Source organism: Pustulibacterium marinum (genome assembly GCF_900116665.1).
In the GTDB taxonomy this organism is placed as follows: Bacteria; Bacteroidota; Bacteroidia; order Flavobacteriales; family Flavobacteriaceae; genus Pustulibacterium; species Pustulibacterium marinum.
On sequence record NZ_FPBK01000003.1, the window covers coordinates 32,383 to 49,140 of the forward strand.

Sequence of the window (16,758 nt, forward strand, 5' to 3'; positions counted from 1 at the left end):
CCCTGGTACGTTGGGTACCACGTTTATAGCAATACTATAAACAAGTATGTATGTTCAGTATGCAGCTGCGTTTACCTCATGGTTTTCGCAGCTGTTTTTATTTTTACGTAAAGTTTGTTGTATCTTCGAACCATATTTATATGTTGATACCACTAGAAAACTAACCATGACTTCCACACAAAAACCAAAAATAATAACGCGTATAGGTGCAATGCTATTAGACCATGTTGCTATGACTTTTGTAGCGATCATCTTTATGATTCCTTTTATGATAGGGGTCTTTTCCAATGCGCTGCAAGTTTCTCACGAACCTTCCTCCTTTGCTTTTTCAAAAGTGTTGCTTTATATAGCACTACTAGGGTTTTCACTATATTTTTGTAAAGACAGTTTCCAAGGGCGTAGCTTGGGAAAAAGAGTTACTAAACTACAGGTACACAACTATAAAACAGGACAGATAGCCCATCCGATGCGCTGTTTCATTCGAAACATTTTTATCATCATTTGGCCATTGGAAGTCATCATGACACTCATTAATCCTAGTAGAAGACTTGGAGATTATGTTGCCGGAACTTGCGTAGTTACCTATGACGCAGCAACAGACCAACCCAAAACAAACTATGCACAAGTGGGGATGGCTATTGTAATAAGTTATGTGATATTACTACTCATAAGCCTACCCTATATTGGATCTTTCAACGGGCCTACAAGCAACAGTGTACACTATGTAGAAAGTTCACTCAACACTCCTGCAGCAGCCGAAACCACACAAATGTTTGCAGACAGTTTAGGAGAAGTTTTAACGGCCGATGTACGCGTTTACGATCATATTAAAGAAGATGAAAACCTCTCATATGTTTCCGTGATTGTACGACTAAATGAGAATTATTTAGCCAATGATGATGATTACGAATCGCTCAAATCTGCTATCTTACCATTACTTTACAGCAAATTCCCTCAGGGAACTTTTGTAGGGCGCATAAAATATGTATACCAACAAGGGGGAACAATAAAAATGCGATCTATGACCCTAGATTGGAGAGATGAAGAGAAATAGTATCTAAAAGTTTTAAAACAAAATACAAACTTTAACGGCAACGCTCCAAAAAAAGAAAATTCCATCGCGGGATTACTGAAATTATAAGTAGGTCTACAACGGCTTTTTTCATACCTCAAGATGTATAGTCATAGCATATCAAACACCGTTATACATACACCACTCTTTTACAGATAGATACATCATTATATATATTACATTCTTTACAATTTTTGTAGTACTAGCTATAGAACTAGCGCTTTTTACCACACTATAACGTTTTAATTTGAAGTACTATTTGCTTACATCAGTATTAAAAACCCTTATAAACACTAGCCTCACCCCTGTTTTTACATTTTTTTTAGCGTGTTGTATTTTGTATGAAATTTTTTTATATATTGAAAAAAGTAAATCATTAGATATCAAACATTTACTCCCATTCCCAAATTAAACCTACCCATAGCTATTGTTCCCCTAGCTATACTTTGGATGTCTCCCCTACGCAGTACGGCATCCCATGATACCTTTATTACAATTTCTTTGCTAAGAAATTGGTCTATATATAGTAGCGGCATACCCTAAAAAAGGTGTATGCAATGATCATGTGTATTTTATGATGTGCATTGTATTTGTAAGGGCTTCATGCATACTTGCGAAACGGCTTTGCATACTTGCGAAACGGCTTTGCATACTTGCGAAACGGCTTTACATACTTGCGAAATGGCTTTGCATACTTGCGAAACGGCTTTACATACTTGCGAAACGGCTTTGCATACTTGCGAAACGGCTTTGCATACTTGCGAAACGGCTTTGCATACTTGTTTGAGCAGTCCGTTTACCGCTGCAATGCATCTATGATAAGGCATGCATGCGATACACTTCCATACGCTACAAAGAGCAGCCACCAAACCTTGTTTGATCGTGGCAAAGGAGTGATTTGCCTACAGGCAAGAGGCACTCCAAAAAAATTAAAATTATTTATATAACCATTAAATTTTAAAATTATGAGAGTTTATAAAGTTCATACCAATTATTCAAAATTAGTTGATGCCGAATTAGGTCCGTTTTCCACACATGTGCATGAATGCCTCACAGGAAATACAAATTTTACACTAGCGGAAGGAGACCTTACCACCTTGAGCACCAACATTACTAACTATACCGAATTGTTCGACAAGTTGAACGCTAATGGTATGCGTACCAATACCATAGCTAAAAACGATGCGCGCCAAGTATTGATAGAAAATCTGCGGGTGTTGGCTACTACGGTAAACCTTCAAGCTTATAACCAAAATGAAAAACTGCAAAGCAGCGGGTTTACCCTTAACAAACAGCCGGAAACTATACAAGAGTACCCCGCACCTATAGGTATTAAGGTATGGCAAGGCAACAACAGCGGCACTATACATGCACAAGTACCCCCCAATTCGGCTTGCGAATTATATGTGTTTTACTATACCGATGATGCTACCATTACCGACCCCACGCAAATGAAACAGATAATTTCTAAAAAATCAAAGGTAGAGATCACCGGTTTAACCACTGGTACCACCTATACGATTACGGCCGCGTACCGTGGTAGTAGTCCCAAAGTGAATTATGCCAATTTTGTAACCATTATAGCGCCATAACCGGCACCCCACCCCTACCGCTGTTTACATTAGGTATGCAGCGGTTTTTTTTGTAATCGTATTAGTACACTTTTGGAATGAAAATTGTAATGCTTTTTTGTATAAACAAAAACGTATGAAAAAAATAACTATTCTTTTGGTTACCGCAGTGCTATGTACTTCGTGCATATTAACCAAAGCACCTATGGCCCAGGTTGGGATGACAGAAGAGGAATTTACTGAAAGTACCCATCGTGAAGAGCTTGTAGAACTAGAAGAAAACTGGGCAGTATACCGAGTTTTCTATGGTTACGAAAGTAGGTATGTAAAATACTATTATTTTAAAAACCATAAACTAGTGCGTATGGACACTAGCGAACGAAATATCCATTACCATGTGCGTAGAAGCCATTAGTAGGTATTTTTAGCACAGAAAGTGATCTGTAGTTTAAGTAGCTACGCTTTGGGGTAAAAGATGATATTTTTTATTTCAGTTCACCGTAAAAAAGGTGTATATTGGAGGGGGATGTGGAATATAATTTTAATCAATTAAAAGAAGTTGAGAACTCCGATAGAAATAGGTAAAAATAAATTTCATTCAAAAAAAGAAGCTCTAGAGTTTTATAAAAAAATTTTAGCTTCTTATGAAGTTGGTGAAATTTTAAATTCGACAGATTTTGACAATGTTTTTTGTTTGTTAGAAGTTCATCCTAATAAGAAAAAAAAAATTGGTTGTGGAATTTTACAATTCCGTATTGGGATTGCAAAATTTAATACCAAAAGTTTTGAATTAGTACGAAAGGACGGTACTAATGAATTTTTATCCTATACAAAAAGGATAAATAAACCTAAAAACGATTTCTCAAAGTTTGCAATGGCATGTCGACAGGCAATCCAAAAGGATTTAATTAATTTGAAGCAAAACTATTTCAAAGAAAATGCGAAAAACGGAAAGGTAAAATGTCAAGAAACAGGTGATTTTTTAACATACGAAGCATTGAATATTGATCACAGACAGCCAAATACTTTTTCAGTAATTGTTGATAGATTTTTAGAAATTAAAAATCTTAATCTTTCAAAGATTGAATATTTGCAAATAAATGGTGGTCCCAATGAGTTAGCGGACAAAATTTTAAAAACTGAATTTAGAAATTACCATAAAGAGAAGGCAATTTTACGATTAGTAAAAAAGGAATTGAATTTGAGTCGAGCGTATCAAGCTAAAATAGGAAAAACAAAAAAGGATTTAACAATAAAATAAAACACTCTATTTTACAAGATCTTAGTTAAAAAACAAAAAAACACAATTATCCACTAGCCTAGCTCTAGTACAATACTCTTGTTAACTGCAAAAAATAAACAAATTGGCAATCATTTAAAAACACCACACTATGAAGAACAAATATTTAAAATTAGAAACTCCTTGTCAAGAAAAGTGGGAACAGATGACACCCAATGAAAAAGGGAGTTATTGTGATTTGTGTTCAAAAAATGTTATCGATTTTACACAATTAAATGAAGTTGAGATTTCGGAGATCATGAAAAAGTCGGGAAATAAAATCTGTGCAAGAATAACACATTCTCAATTGAATTCGCCATTATTAAATTTAGAGACTCATTTTGATGTAAAGTTTCCAAAATCTAAAGTAGCAGCCGGGGTAATCCTTGCCACTTCGTTAACCATAGCACCAACCGTACATGCTGAACATGCCATGGTAAAAACAGAATTTGTTCAAAATTCAGACTCTCAATTGGATACAAAAGAAGCACCATCTACTACAAAACCAAATGATCCCAAAATAGACGATACCATTGTATTTCATGGGCAAATAACTTCTGAGGATTTAAATAAACCTGTTGAACATGCAAAAATAACCTTTGTGACTTCACAAAAAATATTCAAGGTGTATACGTCAAAAGACGGAACATTTTCCTTAGAAATACCTGCAAGCCTAATTGATAATGATAACGTAATAAGAGTGTCATATTATGAAATCAAGGAGGAAAGAAAAAACAAAGATTTTTTTGGATATAAAACAAGAGATTACATATTGACAAAAAAAGAATTACAAACTAACTATTCAATAAAAGCCGAACCTGAAGTATTAATACTTGGAGGAATTAGATCCTACTCTGAGACAGCAAAACCAATTGTTCTAAGTAATGGAGTGGAAATTAAATATAAGGAATTTGCTAAGGCATTAGCAGGGGAAAAAAGTAGCTGTAGTATTGAAAATAAAGAGTTTTTGTTTTTTGATTCAAAATTTGCAGTAGCCATTTATGGAAAAAGAGCAAAAGATGGCCTTTATATATTAACCAATAAAACAGAAAAGTAAAAACATTGAGAAAAACACTTTTAATACCATTCTTTACTTGTCTGCTTTTATGTGCTTGCAAGAAAAAAACAATCATTGACAAAGAACAATCATTGAAAAAGAACAAGAGGCCTAAAATTTATATCTTAGAATATTAAAATTGATATGCAACTAGGAAGAAAAATAGGATTTCTATTATGGCTGCTCATAGCTTTTATGACTGTGTTGCCTTGGTGTAGTTCGTTAGAATTTAATCAAGTTAGTATACAAATTCTCTTCTACTCTATAACCTCTTCAGGATTACCTCTTGTATTGTTTTTGACCACAAAGAATACTATAAGAAAACGCAAGCTACTCCTCTGGACATTCTTATTAATTGTTGGTACGGCTATTAGTTTAATAATAGTTGATCTTATTACGTTTGGTACATTACATTCAGAATACGCCACACAAGTTGTCAAGTATGTTCATAAAGAAGACGAACAAAAGCGCATTGAATTTCAAATGGAAGATATTGGCGCTTTCGGTTATAATCGAAGAACGGTTGAAGTAGTACCTTGCTGCTTTTTATTCAGTTGGGTAAAGGTTATAAATGAAAATGACATTGATCAATCTGAATGGCTCTATATTAATGAATATAAAAACGAACTTAAGTTAAAAGGTGGCTGAGTGGAAAGCAACACACAAAAGGGATGGCGCTCATCTACCCTATTTGCTATTATGATAGCACTCCCTAACCCAACAAACACTTTTACGCACCAAAACACCAGCTTGCCTCACTACGTATTCCATAGTATAAAAGAAAGCCTTAGCTTTATAGAAAAATTAGAAAGTATGAAAAATTTATGTTACCTACTGTTGTTGATCAGCAGCGTTACCTTTGCACAAGAGATAGACTTTAACAAGCGTCCGCATTTAGAAACAAAAGCTACTTACACCATGGAAGTAGCGCCCGATAAGATTACGCTGGGCATTACCTTGTCTGAAACCGACAGCAAAGGCAAAGTATCGTTAGAAACCTTGGAAAACAAACTGCAAAACGTATTGCGTAAGAATGATATTGACATCAAAACACAATTGGTGCTCGACGATGTTTCCAGCGATTACCAAAAATACCTTTTAAAGAAAACCGATGTTGAAAAAGAGAAAACCTATCAGCTTATTTTACACGATGCGGTAACTACCGGAGCTGTTTTAAAAGATCTGGAAGCAGAAGGCATAGCCAACATCCGTTTGTTAAAAACCGAATACGAAAAAGAAGAAGAACTAAAAATCACCCTTCGTGGTAAAGCTGTAGCAAAAGCCAAAAAACAAGCCGAAGCCATGGTAGGCGCTTTAGACCAAAAACTAGGAAAGGCGATTTATATTTCGGATACGTCCGTTAATATTGGCTATTATAGAACTAATTATGCTACCAATAGCGTACAATTAAATGAGAATACAAATGCCCCGGATGTAAATTTTGAAAGCATTGAAGTGCAAGCATCGGTAACGGTGTATTTTGAATTGGAGTAGTGTTTAGGAAGAAGTTGCTAAAAGAGTATAAGTTTTCATTCATAAAAGATACTCGACTGTCCTCGAATTGACTATAAGTGTCACCTTGAGCATTACCGAGAGGAAAATATTTTTTAACGAAGATTCTTTACGTAGTAAACAAAGTACTATTCTATACTATTTCACGCCATAAAACCAAAAAACCTCCCTGCTTTTGTAAAACAGGGAGGTTTTTAGTTATGATTGTAACTCACTTTCTAATTTTAGTACGGAAGCGCCGTCGTCTTGTTTTATATAATACGCCGGATTGTCTTTACTACCGTTTTTGGTAATCTCACTACCGTTGATCTTTCGGGTGGTCTTTTTTTCAAAGACAGATTGTACCTTTCCGGAAGCCTTGCCATTGCCCCACTTCCAGTGTACTTTTTCATCTTCGTTAAACTTCGCCATTTTTTATCCGAAAGCAGATTCTACAGCTCCACTATCTACGCGGTAGTTACTACCGTTAATGTAGCTGGCTTGTTCAGAACATAAGAAACTGATCACAGCTGCTACTTCTTCCGGTTTTCCTCTGCGTTTCGCTGTTAAGAAAGGTCTTTCATTGTCTAAGAAATATTCCACAGCTTCTTTCACAGATGTGTCTCTTTCTTCAGCTAAGTCTTCCATCATGGCATCGGTCATGGGGGTTTCAATAAAGGCTGGTGACACGGTGTTCACGGCAATACCTTCTTCTCCATAACGCCTGCTTAAACATTTTGATAAATTGATGATGGCTGCTTTACAAGCATTGTACGGACTTTCATCTACATACGGTTGGAATGCATTTTCCGAAGCAATCAAAATAATACGACCGGATTTCTGCGCTAACATTTGAGGGATGAAGGCTCTACACACTCGTACGGCTCCCATCAAATCAATATCAATGGTGTTTTGCCAATCTTCGTCTGTTAAGTCCAGAAATTCTCCGGCCGCTCCTCTTGCTCCGGCACTATTCACCAGAATATCAATGCCGCCTAATTCTTTTTTTGTCCATTCTGCAAATTGCACAACTGCTACATTATCGCTCAAGTCACACTCCCGTGCATACACCTTGGCGTCACTATTGTACGCTAGTAATTTTTCCTTGGCTTCTTCTACGTCCTTTTGTTTCAAATCTGATAAGATGATAGTGGCTCCTTCATCTATCAAAATTTTTGCTGTTTCATATCCTATTCCAGAATCTCCTCCGGTGATCAATACTTTTTTGTTGTGAACTCCTAAATTCATAATCTAATTTTTTATTTTCAATGTACTCAGGAAATACCCATCATAACAATGGATTAAGATTCTTTAACTCGCTGTGTTGAAGTAATGTTAAGCAATAGTCTTGAGAGTGAGTCTTTTTAAGATTTTATTGGCTTGCGTGTAGCTATGTATAATGATGGCATCCTTAATTTTAAAGTAACGTACAGGTTTTGTTGTTATCGTAGTTTTGAAATCTTAAATTTCAGTATGAAAAAAATAATAGTTCTTTTGACTCTCTATAGTTGCTTTTTAAGCAATACCCGTGCGCAGGAAACGCAAATTGCCTTTTTGGCCGATGTGCATTTGCAAGACTTGTATGGCGATTTATCCGATTCAGATTATCAAGGAGTGTTGAACCCAGCAACGGGAAAGTATACGTATTTGCGTACCATGGCGTCCCAATTGCATTCTACCCGTATTTTTAACGAAAACTACTTTGCTTTTTTAGCCGCCCTAGATGCTATTGCAGCTCGCAACATCAAACTCGTTGCCTTACCGGGAGATTATACCGATGATGGGCAGCCCCTGCATGTTCGTGGCTTGGCGCGCATTTTACATCAGTATGAAAAAGAATATGGCATGCAGTTTTTTATCACTACCGGAAATCACGATCCTGTAGGACCGTTTTTACAAGACTCCGGAAAGCGTGATTTTCTAGGTTCAGAAGGCAAGGCACAACCTATTTTTAGCAAAGCAGGCATGTATACTGCTTCGGAAGACGAACATGCTGTGGTACTTTCAAAAGACCTTGCTAAAATGGGCTATGACGGCATTCTCAACGAATTGAAGGACTTTGGATTTTTCCCAAAACGAAGCGATTTGTACTGGGCTACGCCTTTTAATACGTTTTCTTATGAATCCTACTCCTATAAAAAAGGAATGAAAGCCGCGCAACTGGCAAACCGCACTTATGAGGTGACCGAAGGTTTTACCGTACCCGACGTGAGTTATGTAGTAGAACCTGTGGAAGGACTTTGGCTCATGGCGATTGATGGCGATGTGTATTTGCCTAAAGACGCTAGCGGCAACCCTACAGATCCTACCAACTATCATGGGGCAAGTTTGGGCTATAACAATGTATTGAGGAACAAACAACATTTGATCACCTGGGCCAAACAGATTGCAGACGAAGCCAAGCAACGCCACAAAACATTGATTGCGTTTAGTCATTTCCCGATGGTTGATTTTAACGACGATGCCACGCCTATTCTGAAAGAATTATTAGGCACCAACAAATGGCAATTGCAACGCGTACCGGACGAAGCTGTAGCCAAAGCTTTTGCCGAAGCAGGTATTCAAATTCATGTAGCGGGACATATGCACATTAACGATACCGGAGTGCGCACTACCGAAAGCGGCGAAACCTTGGTGAATATTCAAACGCCTTCGTTGGCGGCCTATCGTCCGGGATTTAAAATTTTGACCATTAACAATTCCAATCAAGTACAAATAGAAACGGTGACCATAGATTCCGTTCCGCACTTCAAAGAGTTGTTTCCGCTATACGAAACCGAATACCAACATTTGCAAGCTACGAACCATCCGCATATTTGGAACAAAGAAGTATTGCAAGCCCAAACCTATCACGACTTTATGTTGTGGCATTTAAAAGAGTTGGTACGTTTGCGTTTTTTAAACGATTGGCCGGAACCTATCAAAAGCTTTTTACTAGAAAACTCACTACAACAACTAGCAGTACAAGCTGATGTACAGTTAAGTGACAACGCTGCAAACCATACCGGTTATGACGTGTTACTCGATTTCTACAAACTCCGTAATGCCGATGTATTGGCGTTGGATGATATAGATCCGCAAGCATTACAGTATTACAAACAGCTCATACAAGCTTACAAAATCCTAGCACCACAAACCGAACTGCAAACCCAATTACAACAGTTTTTTATAAGTCTGGATGCTTTTTTACAAGGCGCGCCCGCTAAGAATTTTACAGTGGACTTGGAAACAGGAAAAATATCAGGTAATGAGTAAATTTTATTGACAAAGTCTACTATTCAAAACAAAAGAGAATTGTAACTTTATACCTCAATTATAAACATTCACCTTTTTACCATGAAATTTTTCAATATCAAGAAACTGATGGGAATATATAGTATTTCCCTTCTGTTTTCGTTTGCAACAAACGCACAAGAATTCACTGTGAAAAGTCCGGACACAGCAACTTCGGTAACAATTTTTACAGAAAAAGGTAAGGCCTTCTATACGGTATCTTATCGCCAAACGCTCATGCTTGAAAAATCACCTCTTGGTTTTATAACCGATGTAAGTGATTTTAGTACCGATCTAACATTAGAAAAAACACAACAAGCCCATATTACTGATCAGTATACACTGGCTACCGTTAAAAAATCTACTATAGACTATGAAGCCAATGAAATGACCCTAACCTTTTCAAATGCTGATCGCTATCAATTTGAAGTAATCTTTAGGGTTTCTAATAATAATCTAGGTTTTAGATACCAATTGATGCCTCATGAAGAGCTTTCTAGATGTGTTATAGAAAAAGAAATCACCGGATTCAATTTACCCGAAAATACTACAACGTTTTTGTCACCTCAAGCAACGCCTGGTATTGGCTGGAAAGCTACCAAGCCTAGCTATGAAGAAGAATATGTACCCGATGAAAAACTAGCAACACCTTCTAAATATGGGCTGGGTTATACATTTCCTTCCCTATTCCACATCGGTGAAGAAAATTGGTTATTGGTTTCAGAAACTGGTGTAAACGGAGCATATTGCGCCTCTCATTTAAGCGATGCCACCCCAGAAGGTATCTATACCATTGCATTTCCGCATGAAAAAGAAAACAATGGTTTTGGCAGTTCTACAGCCGCTATAGCTCTTCCCGGCGTTACACCATGGAGAACCATTACCGTGGGAAACCAATTAAAACCCATAGTAGAAACAACCATTCCATTTGATCTTGTAAAGCCTTTGTACAAACCCACACAGACTTACACTTATGGACGTGGTACCTGGAGTTGGATTATGTGGCAAGATAGTAGTATGAACTATGAAGACCAAATAACTTATATAGACCTTGCTGCCACTTTAGGGTATGAATATATACTCATGGATGCTTTGTGGGATACCCAGGTAGGATACGATAAAATGCCCGATCTTATTGCCTATGCACAAGCTAAAGGAGTAGATGTTTTCTTATGGTATAATTCTAACGGAATATGGAACAATGCCCCACAGGGACCAAAACATAAAATGGACAATCCCATAGCTAGAAAAAAAGAAATGAAATGGCTACAATCTTTGGGCGTTAAAGGGTTAAAAGTAGATTTCTTTGGCGGTGATAAGCAAGAAACTATGCGTTTGTATGAGTCTATACTGTCCGATGCCAATGAGCATGGTTTAATGATTATTTTTCATGGTTGCACCCTTCCAAGAGGTTGGGAACGAATGTATCCTAACTATGTAGGTAGTGAAGCCGTACTTGCTTCTGAAAATTTAATATTTTCAGAACACGCCAACAAAATGGAAGCCTACAATGCCTGTTTACACCCTTTCATTCGTAATACAGTAGGAAGCATGGAATTTGGTCCCGTATTGCTTAACAAGTATCACAACCGTACAAATGATGGAGGTACCACTAGAATAACCTCCGATATTTTTCAGCTAGCAACCGCTATTCTTTATCAAAATCCGGTACAAATGTTTGGTATTGCACCCAACAACTTACAGGATGTACCCAACTTTGAAATAGATTTTATGAAGCAAGTACCTACCACCTGGGACGAAACCATTTTTATAGATGGTTATCCTGGAAAGTACTGTGTTTTGGCGCGCAGACATAAAGATACTTGGTACATTGTTGGGGTCAATGCCACACAGACTCCTAAAAACCTAAAAATAGAGATTCCTATGCTTGCAGGAAAAAAGGTTACTCTTTATCAAGATGATCAATTGTTACATCCAACTCAGGAAACAATAAAAATTTCCAAAAAGGGAACCACCAAGATAACCTTGCAACCAAATGGAGGAATGATAATAACAAATACTAAATAAAACACTCATTTTCAATAAAAAAACGTATCTTCACAAAGCCATAGGCTTCAATTTTATTGATTAATAACAAAAGGACGTCCGTTTTAGCTAAAACGGACGTCTGTTTTTTATAAAACACAGGTGCGTTTTCTCAGAAACACACGTGCGTTTTTGTGCAATCAAACGTTTCACCAAACTCGGTGGTACGTTTGATACCTTCATTTGCTATAGCGCATATGGTGCTCATCTCCTATTCCTAGCTGAACTTTGGTCCATCACAACGCAAACCATAAGGTTGACTTCCTGAAATATCTTGCGTGATTGCGGTAGGTTTCGCTAGGTATGAGTCCACACTGAGTCCACACCTAGTCCACACTGACTCCACACTTTTGCATGTTTTCTGTGGACTTGATATGGACTTGCCATGGAAAGAACCTAGTATCACCCCAACCCAATGAACCGTGAAAGCCACGTTATAGGGTTGGGTACTGGCTAGTGTATTTGGTTTGTATTGGTGTAATGGTATGTTGGGAAAGGTAATGTGTAAAATAATGTTGTGTATAAAAATGATTTATAGGCGAAATTGTTATATATTGGTAGATACGTAAAAAAACACCGTTTTTGTAAATGGATATTCAAAAATAAAAATTCCTGATATCTGGAGAATCGTATTAGTATGGTGTCTATTTATGTTGATATAATGAGTTGTAAGCAATTTGAAAAACTATGGAAATAAAATTGAAAACTAAAATAAAAAATGCTTTTGATTCAATTTTAAGAGCCGATTATCTCTCTTTAGATGATTTTGATGAACTAGAAAATTTGAGTAATTATTTTGTCGACTTTTTTAATTCCATTGGTAGTATTTTACAAAAACAAGACAATTATATATCAGGAAGAAGAGGTACTGGAAAAACGACAGCTTTGTTAAAAGGATATTTCGAATGTCTAAAAACAATAAAAGGTAAAGAAAAGTCGGAATATTTAAATAGAAAAGTGCTTCCCATTTACATAGATTTAAGCAATTGCGGAGATATTTTTGACAAAGACAATTTTGAGTTATTTGAAATACATTTTGTACGCCAAATTATTGATTCTCTTGGTAGACAATTAGAATCAATTTATGATGCAAAATCATATGGGATTTTTAGAAAAAATAATCCTGCAATTGATGATTTAGAATACATTGAAAAAATTTTGATTGAAGGTAAAACCGTTTTTCAATCAAAATCAACTGATATAACTGCCAAAAACGCTTCTAGGCTTGCTGATGAAGCTGGATTGAGTGTTTCGCCTGAGTCATTTAAACTTTCTATGCAAAGTAAGGATGAAGTTTCTAGTGAAAAGTCTAAAACTTATTCTCAAACTAAAGGTTTGAATGTTCAAGAGTTTTTAAATAAAATCAATGAAATTTTAAAAAAGGCAAAAATTGACTCGGTCTATCTTTTCCTCGATGAGTACTCAGATTTAAATCAAGAATATCAAGCAAAATTTTCTAAATTATTAAAAAGTTTTTTAGGCTCAAAAACTAATCTTTTTGTTAAAGTAGGTGTTATAACAGATAGATTTGATTTTGGTGATAAAATAATAATTGGACGAGATATTTTTCCAATTCCATTGGATTTAAATGAACACGTTGAAAGGCTTGGTGGATTATCCCCTACATTAAAAAAATTAGAAAATGCAATACCAGACTTAATTCAAAAGAGATTAGAAATTTATGCAGATAACATTGCCTTGACAAATTTATTGAAAGGTAATAAAACTGAATTTTTCACCAGAATAGCTAGGGAATCAATAGGAGTTACTAGGACGATTGGTTTAATTCTTCAAAATGCTTGGAAACAAGCAGAGGTGAATGACTATAAACTTGGTTTATCTGAATTAAATTATGGCATTAGGTCTGCACGCAAAACTTATGAAAAACAATACTCAGGAGCTTTAAAAAGAAAATTAATTCCTGGCTTTTACAATGATATATGGAATGCTATTATAACTAAAGCAGTTTCTGAGAAAAACAAACACCCAGATAGGCCTGCCAGTCATATATTGATTGACCCCAATAGAAGTAAATATTTCAATATTTTTAAAGAAAATTTTTTAATTCATCTTTTAGAAGAAGGAAGGGCATCAAAATATGGTGGTCATTATGATTTATATTCTATAGATTATGATATTTGTTTAGACCTCAATATTAAATATGCAGAAAACAAAGATGAATATACTGCTATTCGGTTTGTTTATGATACTGTATTATCAGAGTTTGATAGTTACTTCACCGACACAAAACTTAAAAGTTACAAATGTCCTGAATGTAATAGGATATATCAAGAAGATGAACTTCCACCTGCTAAAGTAAAGCGTTGTTTCGAAGATGACAGTAAATTAGAAGAAGTAATACATCAAGAATTTGAAGTTTACGGAGGTAATCTTGCTGAGGTAGAAGTAAAAATTCTAGGATTAATAGCAACCTTAGAAAAAGAAGATGCGATGTCAGCAGTTGAAGTTGCAAATGCAGTTGGTTGCACAAGACAAAAAGTTTCTGCTTGGTGTTCAAGAGTACTCGAACCTAAAGGAGAAATTGAGATAGACAAAAAAGAGAGTAGAAATTACTATTACGGAGAAAATAACGTTGCCTAAGAATGGTAGGCATTGCGCACCCTCTTGCTAAAAAATTGATTATCAATCAAAAGAATTACTTTCTTTTTATAATACATCCGTGTAGAAGACGAAAAATTGTATCTTGTTAAGAATCTAAATGAGTTACCATTAAAATAAAAACAATGAGAACAGAACATTTAATTGAATTAAAAAAGTTGAACATTATAAAGCATCTACTAATTCAAGAAGATGAAAGTACTTTATCCATATTTAAGGAACTATTTGAAATAGAAATTACTGAGAAAAATAATTTCATAAAAAATATAGAAAAACAGATTGAGTCTAACTCTTTTTTAAATGCTTTAAACGATATTAATATAATCATACGAGAAGTTAGTTCGAGTATATTTAAAAACCCTTGCCCTGAAATGGCATTAGAATTAATACCAACTGGCGAGGACAAAATAAGGTTCTGCAAGGTTTGTAAAAAAAATGTTTACATTGTAGAAAATGAAAAGGAATTAGAACAAAGAAAAAAATTAGGGCAATGTGTTAGAATTAACCTGTCGAAATTTATACCCAATAAAGAACATAAGAAAAACTTTAAGGCTTGCTATGATAACATTGAAGAAATTAATAATGATTATGATGGCTTACCAATGTAAAGAATGGAAACGTACGAGAATCAAAGACAATTATTGAAATCAATTCAGTCATATATTGAATTAGGTAAGACATCTAATTTAGAAGTTTTGACTTCTAAAATATTTGATTTAAATTTAGCTTATTACGTAAAGTATCAAATTGAGCAACTAAACTTTGGATTAGTTACTCGCAAAATTGATGATTATTTGTTTAAATCTTCAATGGACATATTTCTATATCAAAGAGATGATATTAAGAAATTCGATTTTGATAGTATCGAAAATAAAAATTTAAATTTCATAAAAACTCAAATAGGAATAAATCAATTATTTTTTTACAAAACATCCTTTGGAACTAAAGAAAACCTAAGACATTGGGATAACATCAATAGGTTTGAAGTATTGTGTAATAAAGAATTAGTTACAAGAATTAAAGAATATCCAAAACTTAACTTGTGTGTTTTTAAATCTAATGAAATAGGAGAGCAAGGCAATTACACCAGATTTGAAATTTTAACGCCAAGAGATTATATAAGAAAAACAACACATTATAAAACAGAAGGTTCTAGAGAAGATTACCATGATTGGTATATGGATGCTTATGAAAATGATGAGTCAAATTTTTGGAATAATGATTAATAAATTCTAATTCTCATGTATGTCTAGCCAAAAATTAATCATAAATGCAATAATCGATATGAATTTAGATATGATAGATTTATTATTAGCTAATTCTAACTCATACATGGAAGTTTCTAAGGATTTATTTATCAAAGAGTTATCAAAAAAATTTAAACGATTAAACAATCAAGGAGTTACAAAATTCAATAAAGTTTCAAAAGGAACTTGTCAAAAATGCTATGCTGGTTGTACTGGCTATACCTTTTTGACAAAAAACAATGATTATCTTGATTTATTAATTGAAGAAAAAAATAACACTATTACGGATATAACTCAATGCACGAATTTCAAAAATGAAGAAGAAATAATAAAAAAAAACAACATTTTTCTTTGCTTTAAAAAAGACCTAAAAACTTCATACATTCCTACCTCTTTACATTTATCTCAACAAAAGGGAATTGAACACGCAGAACTAGAATTTGAAAAATTCCAAAATCAAATAATAGATTTAGAAATAATTGAAATTTGGTTAAATAAATGGTCCCAGCTATTTAACTCTATAAAATATATGAATCTCGACTATAGTTTCGTTTCTTCTTTTCTATCGACTTATCATAGTACTAAAAATATTTCATCAATAAAAAAGGATAATTTTTTGGCAAAAAAAGCATTGGCTGAATTTAACAATTTTCAAATTTCAGATCACAAAAAACTAATAAACTGGTTATTGAAATATAAAAAAAATCAAGTTTATAATGCTTCATCGAATTATACAAAAACTGAAAATTGGAATAAAACTAATTTGATAATTTTTAAAAATAGAGAAGACATTTTTAACGATGGTCTAAAAGATTATAACAATATAATAATTGATATCAAAGGTTACTTAAACTCTATAAAATTTGGAGAAATTTATAGTCAGTATTATTATGAATTTTACAATGAAATTAAACAAAGACAAGAAATAGCCCAATAAAAACTGTAACTTACAAGGATAGTAACCATTACTCTACCCCTCACTAAAGCGTGGTCATCAGTCAAAAGAACGACCTTATTTTTACAGTACATCCGTGTAGAAGACCAAAAGTTGTATCTTGTTGATGGAAATAAACAACTAATTATCAATATAAAAGACAACCGTA

16 protein-coding genes are annotated in these 16,758 nt (G+C 34.6%); 14 read left to right on the forward strand and 2 right to left on the reverse strand.

The features are described from left to right. Window positions 1-166: 166 nt before the first annotated feature. The 8 genes from BM383_RS06155 (at window position 167) to BM383_RS06190 (ending at window position 6,473) form a co-directional block, all read left to right on the forward strand. Window positions 167-1,054: an RDD family protein gene (locus BM383_RS06155; protein ID WP_177229074.1), complete on the forward strand. Its 888-nt coding sequence runs from the start codon at window positions 167-169 to the stop codon at window positions 1,052-1,054. Window positions 1,055-1,675: 621 nt separating this feature from the next. Beyond that, complete coding sequence (locus tag BM383_RS06160; RefSeq protein ID WP_093024123.1) at window positions 1,676-1,891, forward strand: hypothetical protein; 216 nt, start codon at window positions 1,676-1,678, stop codon at window positions 1,889-1,891. A gap of 146 nt (window positions 1,892-2,037) precedes the next feature. Then, a complete protein-coding gene (locus BM383_RS06165) occupies window positions 2,038-2,664 on the forward strand; it encodes a hypothetical protein (protein WP_093024125.1) in 627 nt (208 codons plus the stop codon). A gap of 115 nt (window positions 2,665-2,779) precedes the next feature. Continuing rightward, window positions 2,780-3,058, forward strand: coding sequence for a hypothetical protein (locus BM383_RS06170; RefSeq protein WP_093024127.1), 279 nt, complete (start codon window positions 2,780-2,782; stop codon window positions 3,056-3,058). 144 nt (window positions 3,059-3,202) lie between these two features. Beyond that, window positions 3,203-3,904 (forward strand): DCL family protein, encoded by a 702-nt coding sequence (locus BM383_RS06175; RefSeq protein WP_093024129.1) that lies wholly within the window; start codon window positions 3,203-3,205, stop codon window positions 3,902-3,904. Between the two features lie 130 nt (window positions 3,905-4,034). Further along, window positions 4,035-4,979 (forward strand): hypothetical protein, encoded by a 945-nt coding sequence (locus BM383_RS06180; RefSeq protein ID WP_093024131.1) that lies wholly within the window; start codon window positions 4,035-4,037, stop codon window positions 4,977-4,979. A gap of 144 nt (window positions 4,980-5,123) precedes the next feature. After that, window positions 5,124-5,627 carry a hypothetical protein gene (locus tag BM383_RS06185; protein ID WP_093024133.1) on the forward strand — a complete coding sequence of 168 codons (504 nt, stop codon included), beginning with the start codon at window positions 5,124-5,126 and terminating at the stop codon, window positions 5,625-5,627. Between the two features lie 165 nt (window positions 5,628-5,792). Continuing rightward, entirely contained in the window at window positions 5,793-6,473 is a 681-nt protein-coding gene (locus tag BM383_RS06190; RefSeq protein ID WP_177229075.1) for an SIMPL domain-containing protein, read from the forward strand. A gap of 216 nt (window positions 6,474-6,689) precedes the next feature. Here the strand turns inward: BM383_RS06190 and BM383_RS06195 are convergent, their stop codons facing one another. Both BM383_RS06195 and BM383_RS06200 read right to left on the reverse strand, forming a co-directional pair. Next, complete coding sequence (locus BM383_RS06195) at window positions 6,690-6,902, reverse strand: hypervirulence associated TUDOR domain-containing protein (protein ID WP_093024137.1); 213 nt, start codon at window positions 6,900-6,902, stop codon at window positions 6,690-6,692. 3 nt (window positions 6,903-6,905) lie between these two features. Then, window positions 6,906-7,718, reverse strand: a complete 813-nt coding sequence (locus tag BM383_RS06200) for an SDR family NAD(P)-dependent oxidoreductase (protein WP_093024139.1) — start codon at window positions 7,716-7,718, stop codon at window positions 6,906-6,908. Window positions 7,719-7,943: 225 nt separating this feature from the next. Here BM383_RS06200 and BM383_RS06205 point away from each other — a divergent pair, with 225 nt between their 5' ends. From BM383_RS06205 to BM383_RS06230, 6 genes are all read left to right on the forward strand, one after another. Then, complete coding sequence (locus BM383_RS06205) at window positions 7,944-9,725, forward strand: metallophosphoesterase family protein (RefSeq protein WP_093024141.1); 1,782 nt, start codon at window positions 7,944-7,946, stop codon at window positions 9,723-9,725. Window positions 9,726-9,806: 81 nt separating this feature from the next. After that, complete coding sequence (locus BM383_RS06210) at window positions 9,807-11,771, forward strand: glycoside hydrolase family 97 protein (RefSeq protein ID WP_218157914.1); 1,965 nt, start codon at window positions 9,807-9,809, stop codon at window positions 11,769-11,771. A gap of 705 nt (window positions 11,772-12,476) precedes the next feature. Further along, the gene (locus BM383_RS06215; RefSeq protein ID WP_093024143.1) at window positions 12,477-14,390 is read left to right on the forward strand and encodes a hypothetical protein; all 1,914 of its coding nucleotides are present in this window, start codon (window positions 12,477-12,479) and stop codon (window positions 14,388-14,390) included. A gap of 143 nt (window positions 14,391-14,533) precedes the next feature. Further along, the gene (locus BM383_RS06220) at window positions 14,534-15,016 is read left to right on the forward strand and encodes a hypothetical protein (protein ID WP_093024145.1); all 483 of its coding nucleotides are present in this window, start codon (window positions 14,534-14,536) and stop codon (window positions 15,014-15,016) included. A gap of 3 nt (window positions 15,017-15,019) precedes the next feature. Next, window positions 15,020-15,634 (forward strand): hypothetical protein, encoded by a 615-nt coding sequence (locus BM383_RS06225; RefSeq protein WP_093024147.1) that lies wholly within the window; start codon window positions 15,020-15,022, stop codon window positions 15,632-15,634. A 19-nt stretch (window positions 15,635-15,653) separates the two neighbouring features. Further along, entirely contained in the window at window positions 15,654-16,592 is a 939-nt protein-coding gene (locus BM383_RS06230; RefSeq protein ID WP_093024149.1) for a hypothetical protein, read from the forward strand. The last annotated feature ends 166 nt before the right edge of the window (window positions 16,593-16,758 follow it).

Coding starts and splice junctions, on each gene's coding strand:
- BM383_RS06155 (WP_177229074.1), top strand. CDS start 167: ATGACTTCCACACAAAAACCAAAAATAATAACGCGTATAGGTGCAATG.
- BM383_RS06160 (WP_093024123.1), top strand. CDS start 1,676: ATGCATACTTGCGAAACGGCTTTGCATACTTGCGAAACGGCTTTGCAT.
- BM383_RS06165 (WP_093024125.1), top strand. CDS start 2,038: ATGAGAGTTTATAAAGTTCATACCAATTATTCAAAATTAGTTGATGCC.
- BM383_RS06170 (WP_093024127.1), top strand. CDS start 2,780: ATGAAAAAAATAACTATTCTTTTGGTTACCGCAGTGCTATGTACTTCG.
- BM383_RS06180 (WP_093024131.1), top strand. CDS start 4,035: ATGAAGAACAAATATTTAAAATTAGAAACTCCTTGTCAAGAAAAGTGG.
- BM383_RS06185 (WP_093024133.1), top strand. CDS start 5,124: ATGCAACTAGGAAGAAAAATAGGATTTCTATTATGGCTGCTCATAGCT.
- BM383_RS06190 (WP_177229075.1), top strand. CDS start 5,793: ATGAAAAATTTATGTTACCTACTGTTGTTGATCAGCAGCGTTACCTTT.
- BM383_RS06195 (WP_093024137.1), bottom strand. CDS start 6,902: ATGGCGAAGTTTAACGAAGATGAAAAAGTACACTGGAAGTGGGGCAAT.
- BM383_RS06200 (WP_093024139.1), bottom strand. CDS start 7,718: ATGAATTTAGGAGTTCACAACAAAAAAGTATTGATCACCGGAGGAGAT.
- BM383_RS06205 (WP_093024141.1), top strand. CDS start 7,944: ATGAAAAAAATAATAGTTCTTTTGACTCTCTATAGTTGCTTTTTAAGC.
- BM383_RS06210 (WP_218157914.1), top strand. CDS start 9,807: ATGAAATTTTTCAATATCAAGAAACTGATGGGAATATATAGTATTTCC.
- BM383_RS06215 (WP_093024143.1), top strand. CDS start 12,477: ATGGAAATAAAATTGAAAACTAAAATAAAAAATGCTTTTGATTCAATT.
- BM383_RS06220 (WP_093024145.1), top strand. CDS start 14,534: ATGAGAACAGAACATTTAATTGAATTAAAAAAGTTGAACATTATAAAG.
- BM383_RS06225 (WP_093024147.1), top strand. CDS start 15,020: ATGGAAACGTACGAGAATCAAAGACAATTATTGAAATCAATTCAGTCA.
- BM383_RS06230 (WP_093024149.1), top strand. CDS start 15,654: ATGTCTAGCCAAAAATTAATCATAAATGCAATAATCGATATGAATTTA.